Source organism: Sphingomonas rhizophila, assembly GCF_014396585.1.
In the GTDB taxonomy this organism is placed as follows: Bacteria; Pseudomonadota; Alphaproteobacteria; order Sphingomonadales; family Sphingomonadaceae; genus Sphingomicrobium; species Sphingomicrobium rhizophilum.
The window spans coordinates 1,323,137-1,338,656 of record NZ_CP060717.1 but is presented as its reverse complement, the minus strand read 5'-3'; the positions used below and the strand labels follow the sequence as shown (position 1 = coordinate 1,338,656).

Genomic DNA, 15,520 nt, shown 5'->3' with positions numbered 1-15,520 from the left:
CATGGGACGAGTAATCCAGTTCGAGCCAAGCGCCGTGGCGACCCTTCGCGAGCGTCTCGGCGCCGCGGAAAGTGCCAACGAGGACCTGATTGCCTTCGCCCGCGGTCATTCCGGCGCGGTGTCTTCGATTCATGGCGCCGTGCTTGCCGCGATCGAGGCCGACGGGTTCGAGGCATTGGCTTCGACCGTCACGCACGATTGGCCGGCCGTACTGGGCATCGACGTCGTATCGCTGGCGCTGGTGGTCGGCGGGCAGGGATTCCTGGTCCATTCCAATGGCGTCGATGAGGTCGCGCCGCAACTGATCGACCGGGCGCTTGCCGCTCTTGGTGAAGTCGAGTTGCGGGCGGTGGAACGCGGGCACGCCCTGTTCGGTGGGCAGGCGAGCAGAATCGGCGCCGAAGCGCTCATCCGGATCGAATGTGGACCGGGGCTGCCCTACGGATTGCTCGCACTTGGCCAGCATGATGCCGGCGAGATCGAGGGCGGGCACGGCGCCAACCTGTTGCGGTTCCTAGGCCAGTCGCTTGCCGCTATGATCACTCGGTGGCTGAAGCAACCGATCGACTGAACGACGACGATCAACCTTCGCATCCCGCGCGCGCGCTTGCCGCGAAGTGGGGGAAACATCTCGCGTTCGATCGCCGCCGCTCGCCGCACACGGTTCGCGCCTACGTGGCGACCGCGCACCGTTTCCTGGACTTTCTCGGCCGGCATCGCGGCGAGGAGATCGGGCGCTTCAGCCTGCTCAACATGCACGCGGCCGACCTCCGCGCCTTCCTGGCCGATCGACGCGCGGACGGACTCGGCGCGGCGTCCGCTTCGCGCGAAATGTCGGCAGTCCGCGGCTTCCTGACCTTCGCCGCTGAAGATGCCGGCAACCTGCCTCAGCTGCCACGAACCCGCGCGCCCAAGCGCCCCAAGACGCTGCCACGGCCCGCCAGCCCGGATGATGCACTGGCGCTTGCCGAGGAGGCAGGAGAGGGGAGCGACGGCTGGATCGGTGCGCGCGACCTTGCCATCCTGCTTCTGCTTTACGGGTCCGGCCTTCGGGTGTCGGAGGCGCTGGGCGTGCGGGCGAGCGCCCTACCGCTCGGCCAGGCGCTGCGGGTGACCGGCAAGCGCAACAAGACGCGCGTCGTTCCGCTGTTGCCAGCGGTTCGTGAGGCCGTTTCGGCCTATGTCACCCAATGCCCCTATCCACTGAAGGGCGACGCGCCGTTGTTCGTCGGCGCTCGCGGCGGTCCGCTCAGTGCAGACCTTGTCCGCCGGGCAGTGCGCGGCGCACGCCAGCGGCTGGGACTACCGGACAGCCTGACCCCGCACGCGCTTCGCCACAGTTTTGCGACCCACTTGCTGGGACGCGGGGTCGACCTGCGCTCGCTCCAGGAATTGCTAGGTCACGCCAGCCTGTCGTCAACCCAGATTTACACCGACGTCGATGCGGCGCGGTTGCTCGACGTGTACCGGCACGCGCATCCACGCGCCTGATTGGTCCCGTCCTGTTGTGCCGGGAATCAGGAATCCGGGTCGACGTCGCGGTGGGTCCAGACCCGGTAAAGATACAGCAGGACAAGCGATGCCAGCACCGCGTTGCTCATCGGCCCGAGCAGCGCGTCGACATCGAAGTTCTCGCCGAGTTTGTAGCCGGCCAGCGCGATGAGGGTCGTCCAACCGGCGGTGCCGATGGTCGAGGCAATGACGAAGCTACGAAAGCGCATTTTCAACAGGCCGGCCGGCACCGAAACCAAGCTTCGGACGGTTGGTATCAGCCGGCCGATCAGGACGAACGCGGTGCCGTGAGCGGCAAACCATTTCTCGCCGCGCTTCACCTCGCTCCAGCTGATTCCCAGCCAGCGTCCCCAGCGGTGGATGATCGGCTGCAGCCGGACGATCCCCAGCGCTCGGGCGGCGAGGTACCAGAAAATGTTGCCGAGCATCGCGCCGGCTGTTCCCGACGCGATGACCCATCCGAGGCTGAGGCTGCCGCGCGCGGCGGTGACCCCCGCGATCGACATGATGATTTCCGATGGAATCGGCGGGAATACCGTTTCCAGGAACATCAGGAAGCCGACACCGAGATAGCCCGATTGTTCGATCAGGCGGACGATCCAGTCGCTCATCGGCTAGCGAGCCGCGCGTCGATGGCCTTCCAGATCAGGCCTGGCGTGTCGCTGCCGTTAAACTTGTCGATGGCGACGATGCCGGTCGGCGAGGTGACGTTGATCTCGGTCAGCATGCCGCCGATGACGTCGATACCGACGAAAATCAGGCCGCGCTTCTTGAGTTCGGGCCCGAGCACCTCGCAGATCTCACGCTCGCGAGGCGACAGGTCGGTCGCGTGAGCCGTGCCCCCGGCCGCAAGGTTGGAGCGGATCTCGCCGCTGCCCGGCTTGCGATTGATCGCGCCTGCCATGTCGCCGTCGACCAGCACGATTCGCTTGTCCCCCTCGCTGACCGCCGGGAGGAATGCTTGCGCGATGAAGGGTTCCTTCCACACGTGGCCGAACAGTTCGGCCAGCGCGGCGAGGTTCTGTCCGTCCTTGCCGATGCGGAACACGGCGGCGCCGGCGTTGCCGTGAAGCGGCTTGACGACGATTTCGCCGTGGGCGGAGTGGAAATCGCGAAGCGTACCGATTGATCGCGTGATCAACGTCGGCGGCATGAAGTGCGCGAAGTCGAGGACGAACAGCTTTTCCGGCGCGTCGCGGACCGAGCGCGGGTCGTTCACGACCAGCGTCTCGCCGACAATCCGCTCCAGCAGATAGGTCGCGGTGATGTAGCCGACGTCGAACGGCGGATCCTGGCGCATCAGGACCACGTCGACGTCGCGGGCGAGGTCGAGCGTGACGGCGTCGCCTTCGCCGAAATGGTCGCCCTCGACGCGCTGGACGGTAACCGGCCGCGCGCGAGCGATGACGCGGCCGTCGAGGTAGCCCAGGTCTTCGGCAAGATAGTGGAACAGGGTGTGGCCGAGTTCCTGCGCCTTCAGCATCAGCGCGAAGGTCGAATCGCCGGCAATGCCGATCGATTGCAGCGGATCCATCTGGACGGCGACGCGAAGGCTCATGGGTCGAGCGGCCTAAGCGACCGCGCGAACTTTGTCACCCTAGCCAGACGTTGGGCAGGTGACGGGGAAGGCGTCGCGGGATGACGAAGATTGCGTCGATGCGGATGTCGTCGCCGGGGCGCTGAAAACGAGGCGCCAAACGCTCCGCCGCCACCGCGACGCGGCGCAGGCGATGCTGGTCGAGCGCCAGCGCGGCGCTGTCGCCGGTGGCGCGTTGCTTGACCTCGATGAAGGCGACGGTGCGGCCGCGCCGGGCGACCAGGTCGACCTCGCCGCCTGGAACGCGGGCGCGCTGCGCGAGAATGCGCCAGCCCTGAAGCCTTAGCCACCACGCCGCGATCGTTTCCGCGCGCCGCCCCCGGCGTTCGGCTTGTGCGCGGCTCAGCGGCTTGCGCTCCGCTCCAGCGCGCGGGCGTAGGCCCGCTTGCGCGGAATATCGAGCGCCTCGGCAACCGCCGCCGCTGCGCGGGAAGCCGACATCGACTCCAGCGCTTCGTCAAGCGCCTGGTCGAGATCGTCGTCGCTAGTCTCGGCACGTTCCGCCGGCGGGCCGACGACGATAACGATTTCACCTCTTGGCGCCGCAGCCGAATATTTCTCGGCGAGTTCGGCCAGCGTCCCCGTGACCGCATCTTCGTGCAGCTTGGTGATTTCGCGAACCACTGCCGCGTCGCGCTCGCCAAGGCCCGCGGCCAGTGCGACCAGCGCCTCGTGCAGACGCGGACCGGCTTCGTAAAAAACGAGGCTTGCCCGCACGCTCGCAAGTTCACCAATGGCGCTGGCCCGGGCGCCGCTTTTCGAGGGCAGGAAACCCGCGAACAGGAAGCGGTCCGTCGGCAGGGCGGCCACGGTCAGCGCCGCGATTGCCGCGCACGGACCGGGGACGGTGACGATGTTGGCGCCGGCATCGCGGGCGGCGCGCACCAGCTTGTAGCCCGGATCCGAAATCAGCGGCGTTCCCGCGTCGCTGACCAGCGCGACCGCTTTCGTCGCCAGCTCGGAAACAATCTTGTCACGAAGCTGTTCGTCGCTGTGATCGTGATACGCGGTCATCGGCGCCGTTGCGCCGATGTGCTTGAGCAGCTTGGCCGTCACCCTCTTGTCTTCTGCAAGGATGCGGTCGGCCCTGCAAAGCGTGGTCGCGGCGCGTTGCGTGAGGTCGCCGAGATTGCCGATCGGGGTCGCGACAATATAGAGGCCGGGAGTGAGGGGCGGATCATTCATGAAGGCGAGAGACATGGCATCTTCGACGACCCCCGGGCAAGCGCGCCGTCGCTTTCTGTTGGCGATGGCGGGGACGGGCACGCTGCTGCTGGCGGGTTGCCAGACCGGTCCGGGCCCCCTGCCTCCCGGGCCTGGTCCAGGACCGGTCACGCCGGGTCCGATAGCGGCCAACCGCCACCTGGTCGCGGTGATCGTGCCACTTAGCGGCGGCGATGCGCCGATTGGCCAGTCGATCGCCAATGCCGCCAATCTTGCGCTCGCCGATACCGGGGAAAAGTCGATCCGGCTCAACAGCTACGACAGCGCGGGCCGGGCGGTGCAGCCGGCGCGACGCGTCAGGCGTTGCGTGACGGCGCCACGCTGATCCTCGGTCCGCTGCTGGCCACTGATGTCCGCGCCGCATCGCCGGTCGCCCGCCAGGCCGGCATACCGGTCATCGCCTTTTCCAACGACGAAAGTGTTGCCGGGCGCGGTACCTTCATCATGGGCTTCACGCCCGACCAATCGATCGACCGGGTCGTGCGCCTGGCACGAAGCAAGGGATCAACCCGCTTCGCCGCGCTGGTTCCGACCGGGCTCTACGGCACCCGCGCCAGCCAGTCGGTCCTGGAATCGGTGCGCCGTTCTGGCGGGCGAATGATCACCATCGAGACATTCGAACGATCGGCCGCTTCGGCGCGGACAGCCGCGTTGCGGGTCAAGATGAAAGGACCGGTCGATGCCATCCTGATCGCCGACAGCGGACGGATGGCAGCATTGGCCGCACCCTCCTTGCCCCAGGCGGCCAAGTTCATGGGCACCGAATTGTGGGCCAGCGACAAGGCGCTGGGCCGGACGGCGGCGCTCCGGGGCGCATGGTATGCGGCAGCCCCCGATGCCCGGTTCGCGCAACTGACGACCCGCTATCGCGCTCGCTACGGCAAGTCGCCCTACCGGCTCGCCAGCCTTGGCTACGACGCGGTCCTGCTGGCCGTCCGCGGTGCGCGGGGCTGGCCGATGGGCCGGCCCTTCCCGACGCGGATCTTGATCGATCGTGAGGGGTTTGCCGGCGTCGACGGGAATTTCCGCTTCGGCAACGACGGCATTGCGGAACGCCAACTGGAAGTGCGCCAGGTGACCGCAACCGGAACGACGGTCGTCGACCGCGCGGGATCCGGCTTTTAGGGGGCGACTTCCGCCAGGATCGAATCGAGCAGCAGGCGGCCTTCAGCGGTGGTCCCGACACGGTTCTCCTGGCGCCACATCAGGCCAAGCTGGATCATCCGGTCGATCCCTGCCTGATCGACCAGTTCGTCGACCTCCAGTCGGCCCCTTAGCGCACCGGGATCGATCCCTTCGGCAAGTCGAAGGCCCATGACCAATGCCTCCTGCGCCGCCTCGGTACGGCTCAGTTCCTCTTCCTCGGCCAGCCCGTGACCGTTGCGACCGACCGCGGCGATGAAGTTCTCGGGCTTTTTGTGGCGTACCGTACGCATCCCGCGTCGCCGGCCGTGCGCGCCAGGTCCAACGCCGGCATAGTCTTGGTACCGCCAGTAGGCGAGGTTATGGCGGCTTTCGGCACCGGGCTTCGCATGGTTGGAAATCTCGTAGGCCGGACGTCCGGCAGCCGCGCTGCGCTCCTGGGTCAGCTCGAACAGGTCGGCGGAGCGATCGGCGTCAAGCGGCTCGAAGTTCTTCCTAGCCACGTCGGTCGCGAAGCGTGTTCCGGGTTCGATCGTCAACTGGTAAAGCGAGAGATGCTCGGTGCCGAGCGACAGCGCCCGGTCGAGGTCGCGCGACCAACCCTCCATCGTATCGCCGGGCAGGGCGTAGATCAGGTCGAAGCTGACGCGATCCACAGCGGACTGCGCGGCCGCAAGGGCGCGTTGGCCTTCGATCGCGCTGTGGGCCCGCCCGAGGAAGGCCAGTTTTGCATCGTCGAAACTCTGGAGCCCGAGGCTGATGCGGTTGACGCCCGCCGACGCGAGGTCGGCGAAGCGGGCGGCTTCGGCACTGTTGGGGTTGGCCTCCAGCGTGATTTCGATTTGATCGTCCGCCGACCAGTGACGCGACGCCGCTTCGATCAGCGCCGCGACCGTCGCCGGCTCCATCAGCGAGGGCGTTCCTCCGCCGAAGAAGACGCTGGTCAGCCGGCGTCCGGGCAAAACCTCCGCCTCATGGGCGAGGTCGCGAAGAAGCGCGTCGCGCCATTCCGCCTGGTCGACCGAACTGCGGACATGGCTGTTGAAGTCGCAGTAGGGACATTTGCTGACACAGAAGGGCCAGTGAACGTAAAGGGCGAGCGTGGAGGGGTCGGACACGTGTCGCCCTCTATCAGGCGCGCGGCGCGAAAGCATTCGTTAAGCGCGGCGATGGCAAAGCAGCGCGATGAGGGCACGGGGATTGGGGCTTTTGCTGGTCGGTCTGTCGGGCGCGGTCGTGGCCGCGTCGCCGATGCCGAGCCCGAATTGGCCGGGACCGGCACCGCGCGCGGACCGTGAGCTTCGCCGCGCCGCGCTGAGCGTTCACAACGACGCCCGACGGGAATTCGGCGTTGCGCCGCTGGCATGGAACCAGCGTCTCGCCGACGCGGCCGAGACATATGCCCGGCGCATGGCGGCGACCAATGTCTATCGCCACGATTCGACCCCCGGCCGGCGCAAGCTGATGGGCGAAAACCTGTGGCGCGGGCCGCGCGGCGTCTTCGCCTACGACGTGATGATTTCGACGATGGTCGACGAGCGCCGCCACTTTCGCGGGGGCGCCTTTCCGAACGTCAGCAGGACCGGCCAGTGGCTCGACGTCAGCCACTACACCCAGATCGTATGGCCGACGACCACCGAGGTCGGCTGCGGTCTCGCGTCCAACGCACGCTACGACTATTTCGTGTGCCGCTATGCGCCGACCGGCAACAAGGACGGCATCACGCTGGCGCCGGGGCGGAGCCTAGGCGAGCGCGGCCGTTAGCTTGGCGAACGCATCGGCCCGGTGGCTGATGCGGTGCTTCTCGGCCGGATCGATCTCTCCGAACGTACGGTCCATGCCGGCCGCGACGAACATCGGGTCGTAGCCGAAGCCGCGGTCGCCGCGCGGCGGCCAAACCAGCGCTCCGAACACCTTGCCCTCGAACGTCTCGATCGCGCCGTCGGGCCAGGCCAGTGACAGGGCGCAGACGAAATGGGCGTCATGGCCCGCGTCTTCCCCGGCATCCTCGATGCCCTGCCACACTCGCTCCATCGCACGGCCGAAATCGCGGCTGCCGGCCTCATCCTCGGCCCATCGGGCGGAATAGATACCCGGCGCGCCGTGCAGCGCGTCGACGCTCAGGCCGCTGTCGTCGGCGAGTGCAGGGAGGCCGCTGAGGTCGGCTGCCTGGCGGGCCTTCAATTCGGCATTGTCGACGAAGGTGATGCCGGTTTCCTCGGGTTCGGGCAGGTCGAGTTCTTCCGCCCCGACGCATTCGATCCCATAGGGGGCCAGAAGCTCACTGATCTCACGCAGTTTGCCCGCGTTATGCGTGGCGATGACAAGCTTCGGCCCGATCGATTTCATCGTCCGGTCGCCTTGAGTTGCGCGGTGAAAATGGCCGTGCAGCCGATCTTGGCCAGGCGGAGCAATCGCAGCAGGCCTTCCTCGTCGAACGTCGCGCCCTCGGCCGTCAATTGCGCCTCCACGATCGCGCCATCGCCGGTAAGGACGAAGTTTCCGTCCGAATGGGCGTTGCTGTCCTCGATATAATCGAGATCGAGGACGGGCGTTCCCTCGTGAATACCGCACGACACCGCCGCGACCTGGGTTGTGATCGGGTCCTCGGTCAGCGCACCCGATGCGATCAGCTTGTCGATAGCGATGCGTAGCGCGACCCACGCGCCCGAAATCGACGCAGTGCGGGTGCCGCCGTCTGCCTGGATAACGTCGCAGTCGACGACGATCTGGCGCTCGCCGAGTTTCTTGAGGTCGACAACGGCGCGCAGGGACCGGCCGATCAGCCGCTGGATTTCCTGGGTACGGCCGGACTGCTTGCCCTTCGCCGCCTCGCGGTTCCCGCGGGTATGGGTGGCGCGGGCAGCATCCCATATTCGGCGGTGACCCATCCCTGGCCCTTGCCGCGAAGGAATGGCGGGACCTTGTCCTCGACCGAGGCGGTGACCAGAACGCGGGTCTCACCGAAGCTGACCAGGCAGGACCCTTCGGCATGCTTGGTAAAGCCGGGCTCGAACGTCAATTCGCGCATCTGGTCGGGGCGCGGCCGCTGGGGCGCATGGAATTTCCTCTCGTCACTGGTTGGGCAGCGCCATATGGTGACGGACAGGGACAAGCAACCGGGCGTGGCGAGTATGCGGATGATGGCGGTGGTGGCGGCGTTCGCCTTGTCGGGCTGTGCCGCCGAGATGATGCAATCGACCCCGATGCCGGCGGTGGTCGACACGGCCTCCTTCTCGATGAAAAGCTGGGGTCGGCTTCTCCATCAGTGGACGATGGATGCGGACGGCCGGGTCGAACACGTCCAGAATCCCGAACCGTTCGGCGACCGCGCGAAGCAGGAATTGCTCGTCCGGCGCATCGTCCTCACGCCGGGCCAGCGCCAGTCCCTGACGGTCGCGATCGACGCGGTGAAGGCCAAGCTGGCCGAGCCCGAAGACTGCAGGAGGCGGATGACGGACGGACCCTATGGCGACCTGGAGTGGGTCATCGCCGGAACACCGGCCAAGCTGCCATGGAACGCGAATTGCACCGAGGGGCGCGATGCCGAGCTTTCGTCGGCGGTCTCCAAGGTCGATCGGATCGTCGATGACGCCGCCAGGGCGACGGCCGTCGTCGAGCGGCGGCCGGTCGATCGCGGCGCACTGTAACCACGCGTTGAGGTTCCGTGGCGCACTCCCTACATGCGCGCCATGAGCGAGCCGATCGGCGATCTTTCCAACCGCATGCGCGACGTTTTTCGGCTGGTGGTCGAGGCCTACCTCGACCGCGGACAGCCGGTCGGGTCGAAGGCGCTGGCCGGAAGCGTCAGCCTGTCCCCAGCCTCGATTCGCGGTGTGATGCAGACGCTGGAAGAGCGTGGCCTGTTGACCCATCCGCACACTTCGGCCGGTCGGGTGCCGACCGAAAGCGGACTACGCCTGTTCGTCGACGGCATCATGCAAGCATCCATCCCCGCTGCGCGCGAGCGGGCGGCGATCGAGGCGGGACTTCGTGACCGCCCGATTGAGGAAGCACTGGCCGCGGCGAGCGCGACGCTGTCCGGGTTGTCGGCCTGCGCCGGTGTCGTACTGGCCCCGAAGGCCGAGTTGCGGCTGCGCCAGCTGTCATTCGTTCCGCTCGATTCCGGACGTGCCTTGGCGGTCCTGGTGGGCACCGACGGCAACGTCGAGAACCGCGTCGTCGACCTTCCTGCCGGAACCAGCGCACTCCAACTGGTCGAGATCGGCAATTACATCAGCGCCCGCCTTAGCGGCCTGACCCTGAGCGAGGCGGTAGCGCGCCTCCGGTCCGAGATTACATCGCGGCGGGAAGCCATCGACGTCGCCGCCGCCGAACTGGTCGCCACCGGCCTTGCCGCGTGGAGCGAGGACCTCGACCAGCGCCCGGTGTTGATCGTCAAGGGCGCCGCCAACCTGATCGACCAGGCCGCGGCGGAGAATCTGGAACGCGTCCGCCAGTTGCTCGAGGAGCTGGAAGACGCCAAGGAAATTGCCCGCCTGCTGGAAGGCGCCAGAGCGGGCGAGGGGTGCCGTATATTCATCGGCAGCGAGAACCGGATGTTCGCGCTTTCGGGATCCAGCGTCATCGCCGCGCCCTATCGCGGGAGCGAAGGGCAGGTGGTCGGCGTTGTCGGGGTCATCGGCCCCACTCGGTTGAACTATGCCCGCGTGGTCCCCATGGTGGATTTCACCGCGCAGGCGCTAACGAGACGGATGCAATGAACGAGAACGAAAACCTTCACGACGAAGCCGAGGAAATTCGCAAGGAAACGGCCGACGCCGCGCCGGAACTGGCCGAGCACGACCAGTTCGCCGCGCTCCAGAAGGAGCTGGAGGAGGCACGGTCGAAGGCTCTTTACGCCGCCGCGGAGACGCAGAATGTCCGCCGCCGGCTGGAGGCCGAGAAGCAGCAGGCCGCAGCCTATGCCTCGACCGGCTTCGCTCGGGACATGCTCAGTGTCCGCGACCATCTCGACCGCGCGCTGAGCCATGTACCGGAGGACGCGCGTGACGGTGACCTCAAGAGCTTCGTGGAGGGCATCGAGGCGACGTTGCGCGAGCTTGATGCGGTGTTCGTCCGCAACGGGATCGAGCGCATCGCCGCCAAGGGACTGCCGCTCGATCCGCACAAGCACCAGGCGATGGTCGAAATCCCGAGCGACAAAGAACCGGGTACAGTCATCGAGGAAATGCAGGCCGGATACATGCTCAAGGACCGGCTGTTGCGGCCGTCGCTCGTCGGCGTTGCGCGCGCGGGCTGACCCTCAACGGGGGCTCGTCAGATAACCTCGCGTTTGTGGACTGCGGCCTTGGTGGCGAGGCTGAATCGCGGCTCGGACTGTCGCTTGCCTGACGACGTGAGCGCGGCGGCCAGGCGCCCGACTTCGGGCCCATGCTTGAACCCGTGCCCGCTGCCGCCACCGACAAGGACGACGTTGGGCATGGCCGGGTGACGGTCGATCAGGAAGTCGCCGTTGCCGCTGTTCTCATACTGGCAGACGCGGCTTTCGATCAGCGGTGCGCCGCGCAGCAGCGGGAAGCGGCGGTCGCGGAAGGATATTATCTCCGCCAGCGCTGCCTTGGTGTAGTCGCGTGACTGGGTGTCGGGGTCGATCTCGACGCCGTGGGCGTCGTGGGCGAACTTGACCCCGCGGCCTTCAAGATCCGGGAAGCCATAGAAGACGTCGCCGCCGTTGAAGTCGGCCCAGCCCGGCATGATTCCCGGCTGGAAACGCCGATCGGCAACCGGCGGAGCGAAAAAGAAGACTTCCTGCCGCGTCGGCTGGATGCGGGGGCCGACGACGTCGGGAAAAATCTTCGGGAGCCACGGGCCAAGGGCGAAGACATAGGCGTCGGCCTGCAGATCGGTGCCGTCGCTCAGCGAGACGGACTTCAACTTGCCCGAGCGCGCCCTCGGGCGCGCCTTGCCCAACCGATAAGTGCCGCCGCCGTCCACGAAGCGCTTGACCAGCGTTTCTACCGACCGCCGCGCCATCAGCGCACCGAACCCCGGCTCAAACAGGCCGCCGTGTACGCCGGCGAAATCGATCATCGGGAAGCGACGAGCCATCGCCCTGGGATCGAGATATTCGGTCGGCAGTCGGAGGGCGCGGTGGGCGGCGATGCTGTCGTGGATGTAGGCCTGGTCACTATCGAAGAAGAACAAGACGCCCGACGGGTGGAAGATCGGCAGGCCGGATGCTGCCGACAAGGCTTTCCATTGCGGCAGGCTGTCGACCGCCATGCGCGTGTAGATCGCATCCTTGCCATAGGCGGCGCGGGTCATTCGCGACTCGCCGCCGGAACTTGCCCGGTTGTTTGCCGGTCCGGCCATGTCGACCAGCGTGACCCGGTGTCCGGCCCGGTGCAGGTGATAAGCGGTCCACGCGCCGAACACGCCGGCGCCGATCACCGCAACGTGCGTTTTCGACCCGGCCGGCGCGGCACGCAGGACGCCCGGCGCAAGAGAAACGCCGCCCGCTCCGGCAAGGAGCGAGCGGCGTGTCAGGTTGGGAAGCGACGCAATGTCGGGTGTGCCGCTTCCCACGGTCATCCGATTACAGGCCGCGCTCGCCGGCGGGCGGTGGGGCCGGCGGCGGGGGCGGTGCCGGGCACACGTCCGTCGCCAGGATCACCGACCCGTCGGCGCAGGTCTGTGATGCCGGCACATCCTGCGGCGGGGGCGGCGGAGGCGGAGGGGCAACCTCGACCGGTTGGGCTCGCAGGCTGCTGAACGACTTGCGGATCGTCAGGCCGATCGTCCGCGGCGTGCCGATGTTGTAGCCAAGACGGGCCCGGCCACCGCGTTCACGATCGAACGACAGCAGCGGGTTCTTGTCGAACAGGTTGTTGACGTAGGCCGAAATCTCCAAGCCGTTGTCCCATTTCACCCCGGCGCTGAGGTTGGTCAGGCTGTAGGCTGGGAGCTTGAGGTCCACCAGCGTGCCGACGTCGTCGGGAATTCCGCCGAAGTCGTTCCCATAGACGAAGAGGCGCGGATTGTTTTCCTGGTCGGCCGGCTGAGTGTACCGATTGCCGACACGCTGGAAACTACCATTCACGTACCATTCCGCGTCCATCCCGCCGAAACGTTGGCCATAGTTTGCGGCTGCGGCAAACTGATACTTCGGGACTGACGGCAAGCGATTCCCGTCACGAATACCAGTGCTGACGGCGAGTGCGCCCGGCAGGGTCGAGTCGAATTCCGATTCCACCAGACTCCCCGAGAAAGAGAATTCCAGCCCACTGACCGGCCTGATGGAGAATTCAGCCTCGACGCCCTTTGTGTGGGCCTTGTCGACGTTGAAGACCAGTCGCGACGAGCAAGTGCCTGCGTCAAGCGTAACCTGCAAATCCTTGATCTTGGTGTAGAAGGCGGCTGCGTTGAATGTCACGCCGCGACGCGAATATTTGAACCCTGCTTCGTAGTTCCAGAGCGTTTCGTCGCGATATGCGCCGCTGAAAGGGCCGAACAATTGCGCATCTGGACCATTGGGTTCGCCGTTATCGCAGAGCGGAAGGTTCAGCGGGTCGTTCGATCCGCCGAGACGGAAGCCCTTTGCGGCCTGCACATTGAAGCTGAGGTTGTTACTTGGCTCATAAGTCAGGATCGCACGGGGGCTGAACCCGTCCGATTTCGTCTTCTGTTTCAAGCTATTTGCCGGTCCGACAAAAAGGCCTTCGTTGAACAGCGTCCGATCTTCGGCAAAGTCATAGTAGCGGCCGCCCAGTGTCGCCTTCACGTCGCCAAAGTCATAACTTGCCTCGCCGAAAATGGCGGCTTGGCTGATGTCATAGGCAAGGTAGCTGTTGTACGGAGAGTCGGGATTCGAGCTGCCTCCGGCTGGCCCTCCGGTCCGGTCAGCATATCCCGGGGTAGGCAGTGTTTGCGAATAATCGCGATCAACGCTCGAATAGAATACGCCAATTAGCCATTGGAACGGGCTAGCGTTGGTAGAAGCGACCCTTAACTCTTGCGAGAATTGGCGCAGGTCGGTTGTGTCAACGAGATTTGACGGGAGCAGGACCGTCAAGTCATCGAAGCCAAAATCGTCCGAGATCGAACCCGTTAGTGCGGATGCGTCACGACTTACTAGAAGGTCGCGATTGATATAGCTGGTCACCGAAGTGATCTCGGCACTGTCGCCGACCTCGATGCTGGCGGTGACGTCGGTCAGTAGGGTCTCATCGACAAATCGCTCTCCGACCAGCAAATACTGCTCTCGCTCGCCGAACGTATAAGCGGGTCGAGTAGTCGTCAGCGGGTTGGCATAGAGATTGAAGAATTCCTGACGGTTGAAGCCGTTCGCCTTGACCTTCTGGTAAACCACGCGAGGAGTCAGCTTCACGCCGGTTCCCGGGTCGAACAGCACCGAAAGGCGTCCGCCGACCCGGCTGCCGTCATTGACATTCTTTCGGCTGTAAGGCCCGACGCTGTCGACGAAGCCGGCGAACTTGGTGCCGTAGCCGACCGCCCGAATGGCGACCGTATCGCTGACGGGAAGGTTGATGGCGCCTTTCAGATGATACCCGATGTCATCTTCTTCGACCGAGTTGACGTTGGCTTCGACCGAACCCTCGATTCGGTCCAGCCGCGGCTGGTTGGTGATGTAGCGCAACGTACCGCCAACGCTGCCCGAACCGAACAGCGTTCCCTGTGGCCCACGAAGCGTCTCGACGCGGTTCAGGTCGTAAAGATCGATATCCGGAGTGAACAGAGACAGCGAGATGACGCTTTCGTCGAGGTAAACGCCAACCTGTTCCTTGACGCCAGGCTGGTCGCGGACGATCTGGCCAGCGGAAACGCCGCGGATCGACACCTGGCTTTGGCCCGGGCCGAGGTTCTGAACGGCAAGGCCGGCGACATTGCGGCTGATGTCCTCAATCGAAAGGGCATTGGCGCGCTGGATGTCTTCCTGCGTCTGCGCATTGATCGAGAAGGGGACGTCCTGCACGGTCGACGCGCGCTTTGTCGCCGTCACGATCACCGTTTCCGGCTCGTCCGAGATTTCGTTGGACGCCTGCGCCTGCTGTTCCTCGGCGGTCTGCGCCCAGGCCGGCGTGGCGATGATGAAAGTGGCGGCACTCGCCAACAACGCGGCGTGGTGGATGCGACGGATTGTCATGAGCGTTCCCCTGCTTTTCATGCCCGTGGGGGAGAATGAATCAAACAGGGGACGTCGGGAAGGGGGGTGTGCCTTTCTCGTTAAGCCTGTTGCTTAACCGTAACAGTTGCGAAGGGCAGGAGGGAAACGTCGGGGGCTACGGCGAGCGCCATGCCGCGATCCGCTAGAAATCGATGGCGGACCAGCTCTGCCTGCTGCTCCAGGCCGTAACGGTCGAAGGGCTGCCCTTCCTTCAGTGTGTAGGAATAGCGGCAGAAGGGATGGCGCATCAGTGGCAGGTAGTAGCGCCCACGTTTCTGGGTCTGCCAGACGTGCGTCATTTCATGCATGAACAGGCCTTGCAGGGGGAGCGAAGCCTTACTGAAATCTTCCGACCAGTTGGGGCTGTTGGGGTGGAAATGGATGTTGCCAGTCGGGGCCATCACGATCCCGCGCGGCTGAAACGGCCACCATTTGCGCCGGACCAGCTTCACCAAAGAATAGTCGATTGCGTCCCCGAACATGGTCCTGGCGAGGGCGATCTCGCCGTCCGTTAGTGGTCTGGCACCTTTCATCGCGCCGATTGTTAGGGGCGCAGACGATGCTTGCCCAGTGCCCCGTCGGTCGCTACGGCAGCGCAAAATCAAACGGAGGAAATCCACATGAGCGAAACCGCCGATCGGGTGAAGAAGATCGTTGTCGAACATCTTGGCGTCGACGCCGAGAAGGTGACGGAGGAAGCGAGCTTCATCGACGATCTCGGTGCCGACAGCCTCGACATCGTCGAGCTGGTGATGGCGTTCGAGGAAGAATTCGGGGTCGAAATCCCGGACGACGCCGCCGAGAAGATCACGACCGTCAAGGACGCGATCAGCTACATCGACAGCAACAAGGGCTGACGCCCGCCATCCGTTTGGCTTCTTGCTGGGCTTGAAGAC

Annotated in this window: 18 protein-coding genes and 1 pseudogene; 9 read left to right on the top strand and 10 right to left on the bottom strand. The window is 65.5% G+C overall.

Going from position 1 to position 15,520, the window contains the following annotated elements:
* Position 1: 1 nt before the first annotated feature.
* On the top strand, positions 2-571 hold the full coding sequence (locus H9L12_RS06760) for a DUF484 family protein (RefSeq protein ID WP_187541097.1): 570 nt from the start codon (positions 2-4) through the stop codon (positions 569-571).
* Positions 547-1,491 (top strand): tyrosine recombinase XerC, encoded by a 945-nt coding sequence (locus H9L12_RS06755; RefSeq protein ID WP_425506763.1) that lies wholly within the window; start codon positions 547-549, stop codon positions 1,489-1,491. Before H9L12_RS06760 ends, H9L12_RS06755 begins: the two co-directional genes overlap by 25 nt.
* A gap of 26 nt (positions 1,492-1,517) precedes the next feature.
* Here H9L12_RS06755 and H9L12_RS06750 read toward each other — a convergent pair whose 3' ends face one another.
* From H9L12_RS06750 to rsmI, 4 genes are read right to left on the bottom strand one after another with little or no spacing between them, the layout of a single operon-like run.
* Entirely contained in the window at positions 1,518-2,123 is a 606-nt protein-coding gene (locus tag H9L12_RS06750) for a DedA family protein (protein WP_187541096.1), read from the bottom strand.
* A complete protein-coding gene (gene gshB, locus H9L12_RS06745; protein ID WP_187541095.1) occupies positions 2,120-3,070 on the bottom strand; it encodes a glutathione synthase in 951 nt (316 codons plus the stop codon). Before gshB ends, H9L12_RS06750 begins: the two co-directional genes overlap by 4 nt.
* A gap of 34 nt (positions 3,071-3,104) precedes the next feature.
* On the bottom strand, positions 3,105-3,455 hold the full coding sequence (locus H9L12_RS06740; protein ID WP_187543199.1) for a YraN family protein: 351 nt from the start codon (positions 3,453-3,455) through the stop codon (positions 3,105-3,107).
* Entirely contained in the window at positions 3,452-4,309 is an 858-nt protein-coding gene (rsmI, locus tag H9L12_RS06735) for a 16S rRNA (cytidine(1402)-2'-O)-methyltransferase (protein WP_246450261.1), read from the bottom strand. The genes H9L12_RS06740 and rsmI overlap by 4 nt, the downstream gene beginning before the upstream one ends.
* Here rsmI and H9L12_RS13520 point away from each other — a divergent pair.
* Both H9L12_RS13520 and H9L12_RS06730 read left to right on the top strand, forming a co-directional pair.
* A complete protein-coding gene (locus H9L12_RS13520) occupies positions 4,308-4,658 on the top strand; it encodes a hypothetical protein (protein ID WP_246450260.1) in 351 nt (116 codons plus the stop codon). The two genes, rsmI and H9L12_RS13520, sit on opposite strands and share 2 nt — an antisense overlap.
* Positions 4,637-5,458, top strand: a complete 822-nt coding sequence (locus tag H9L12_RS06730; RefSeq protein ID WP_246450259.1) for a penicillin-binding protein activator — start codon at positions 4,637-4,639, stop codon at positions 5,456-5,458. The genes H9L12_RS13520 and H9L12_RS06730 overlap by 22 nt, the downstream gene beginning before the upstream one ends.
* Here the strand turns inward: H9L12_RS06730 and hemW are convergent.
* Complete coding sequence (gene hemW / locus H9L12_RS06725; protein WP_246450257.1) at positions 5,455-6,594, bottom strand: radical SAM family heme chaperone HemW; 1,140 nt, start codon at positions 6,592-6,594, stop codon at positions 5,455-5,457. The two genes, H9L12_RS06730 and hemW, sit on opposite strands and share 4 nt — an antisense overlap.
* A gap of 67 nt (positions 6,595-6,661) precedes the next feature.
* Between hemW and H9L12_RS06720 the strand changes: the two genes are divergently transcribed.
* Entirely contained in the window at positions 6,662-7,240 is a 579-nt protein-coding gene (locus H9L12_RS06720) for a CAP domain-containing protein (protein WP_246450255.1), read from the top strand.
* Here the strand turns inward: H9L12_RS06720 and rdgB are convergent.
* Together rdgB and rph are read right to left on the bottom strand one after the other, a co-directional pair.
* On the bottom strand, positions 7,220-7,825 hold the full coding sequence (rdgB, locus tag H9L12_RS06715) for an RdgB/HAM1 family non-canonical purine NTP pyrophosphatase (RefSeq protein ID WP_187541093.1): 606 nt from the start codon (positions 7,823-7,825) through the stop codon (positions 7,220-7,222). The two genes, H9L12_RS06720 and rdgB, sit on opposite strands and share 21 nt — an antisense overlap.
* Positions 7,822-8,507, bottom strand: a pseudogene (rph, locus tag H9L12_RS06710) (ribonuclease PH). The gene rdgB and the pseudogene rph overlap by 4 nt, the downstream one beginning before the upstream one ends.
* A 94-nt stretch (positions 8,508-8,601) precedes the next feature.
* Between rph and H9L12_RS06705 the strand changes: the two are divergent.
* The 3 genes from H9L12_RS06705 to grpE are packed head-to-tail and all read left to right on the top strand — an operon-like array spanning position 8,602 to position 10,739.
* Positions 8,602-9,126 (top strand): hypothetical protein, encoded by a 525-nt coding sequence (locus tag H9L12_RS06705; RefSeq protein ID WP_187543306.1) that lies wholly within the window; start codon positions 8,602-8,604, stop codon positions 9,124-9,126.
* Positions 9,127-9,168: 42 nt separating this feature from the next.
* Positions 9,169-10,200, top strand: a complete 1,032-nt coding sequence (hrcA, locus tag H9L12_RS06700; RefSeq protein ID WP_187541092.1) for a heat-inducible transcriptional repressor HrcA — start codon at positions 9,169-9,171, stop codon at positions 10,198-10,200.
* Positions 10,197-10,739, top strand: a complete 543-nt coding sequence (grpE, locus tag H9L12_RS06695; RefSeq protein WP_187541091.1) for a nucleotide exchange factor GrpE — start codon at positions 10,197-10,199, stop codon at positions 10,737-10,739. The genes hrcA and grpE overlap by 4 nt, the downstream gene beginning before the upstream one ends.
* A 17-nt stretch (positions 10,740-10,756) precedes the next feature.
* Here grpE and H9L12_RS06690 read toward each other — a convergent pair whose 3' ends face one another.
* The 3 genes from H9L12_RS06690 to H9L12_RS06680 form a co-directional block, all read right to left on the bottom strand.
* On the bottom strand, positions 10,757-12,031 hold the full coding sequence (locus H9L12_RS06690; RefSeq protein WP_187541090.1) for an FAD-dependent oxidoreductase: 1,275 nt from the start codon (positions 12,029-12,031) through the stop codon (positions 10,757-10,759).
* Between the two features lie 4 nt (positions 12,032-12,035).
* On the bottom strand, positions 12,036-14,603 hold the full coding sequence (locus H9L12_RS06685; RefSeq protein ID WP_246450253.1) for a TonB-dependent receptor: 2,568 nt from the start codon (positions 14,601-14,603) through the stop codon (positions 12,036-12,038).
* 80 nt (positions 14,604-14,683) lie between these two features.
* The gene (locus H9L12_RS06680; RefSeq protein WP_187543196.1) at positions 14,684-15,157 is read right to left on the bottom strand and encodes a vgr related protein; all 474 of its coding nucleotides are present in this window, start codon (positions 15,155-15,157) and stop codon (positions 14,684-14,686) included.
* 87 nt (positions 15,158-15,244) lie between these two features.
* On the opposite strand from H9L12_RS06680, the gene H9L12_RS06675 reads away from it, so the two are divergent.
* Positions 15,245-15,481, top strand: a complete 237-nt coding sequence (locus H9L12_RS06675; protein WP_187541089.1) for an acyl carrier protein — start codon at positions 15,245-15,247, stop codon at positions 15,479-15,481.
* Positions 15,482-15,520 lie beyond the last annotated feature (39 nt).

What these genes read in the sequence shown, in the direction of transcription:
- H9L12_RS06760 (WP_187541097.1), top strand. Translation starts at nt 2, where the DNA reads ATGGGACGAGTAATCCAGTTCGAGCCAAGCGCCGTGGCGACCCTTCGC.
- H9L12_RS06750 (WP_187541096.1), bottom strand. Translation starts at nt 2,123, where the DNA reads ATGAGCGACTGGATCGTCCGCCTGATCGAACAATCGGGCTATCTCGGT.
- gshB (WP_187541095.1), bottom strand. Translation starts at nt 3,070, where the DNA reads ATGAGCCTTCGCGTCGCCGTCCAGATGGATCCGCTGCAATCGATCGGC.
- H9L12_RS13520 (WP_246450260.1), top strand. Translation starts at nt 4,308, where the DNA reads ATGGCATCTTCGACGACCCCCGGGCAAGCGCGCCGTCGCTTTCTGTTG.
- rsmI (WP_246450261.1), bottom strand. Translation starts at nt 4,309, where the DNA reads ATGTCTCTCGCCTTCATGAATGATCCGCCCCTCACTCCCGGCCTCTAT.
- H9L12_RS06720 (WP_246450255.1), top strand. Translation starts at nt 6,662, where the DNA reads ATGAGGGCACGGGGATTGGGGCTTTTGCTGGTCGGTCTGTCGGGCGCG.
- rdgB (WP_187541093.1), bottom strand. Translation starts at nt 7,825, where the DNA reads ATGAAATCGATCGGGCCGAAGCTTGTCATCGCCACGCATAACGCGGGC.
- hrcA (WP_187541092.1), top strand. Translation starts at nt 9,169, where the DNA reads ATGAGCGAGCCGATCGGCGATCTTTCCAACCGCATGCGCGACGTTTTT.
- grpE (WP_187541091.1), top strand. Translation starts at nt 10,197, where the DNA reads ATGAACGAGAACGAAAACCTTCACGACGAAGCCGAGGAAATTCGCAAG.
- H9L12_RS06690 (WP_187541090.1), bottom strand. Translation starts at nt 12,031, where the DNA reads ATGACCGTGGGAAGCGGCACACCCGACATTGCGTCGCTTCCCAACCTG.
- H9L12_RS06685 (WP_246450253.1), bottom strand. Translation starts at nt 14,603, where the DNA reads ATGACAATCCGTCGCATCCACCACGCCGCGTTGTTGGCGAGTGCCGCC.
- H9L12_RS06680 (WP_187543196.1), bottom strand. Translation starts at nt 15,157, where the DNA reads ATGAAAGGTGCCAGACCACTAACGGACGGCGAGATCGCCCTCGCCAGG.
- H9L12_RS06675 (WP_187541089.1), top strand. Translation starts at nt 15,245, where the DNA reads ATGAGCGAAACCGCCGATCGGGTGAAGAAGATCGTTGTCGAACATCTT.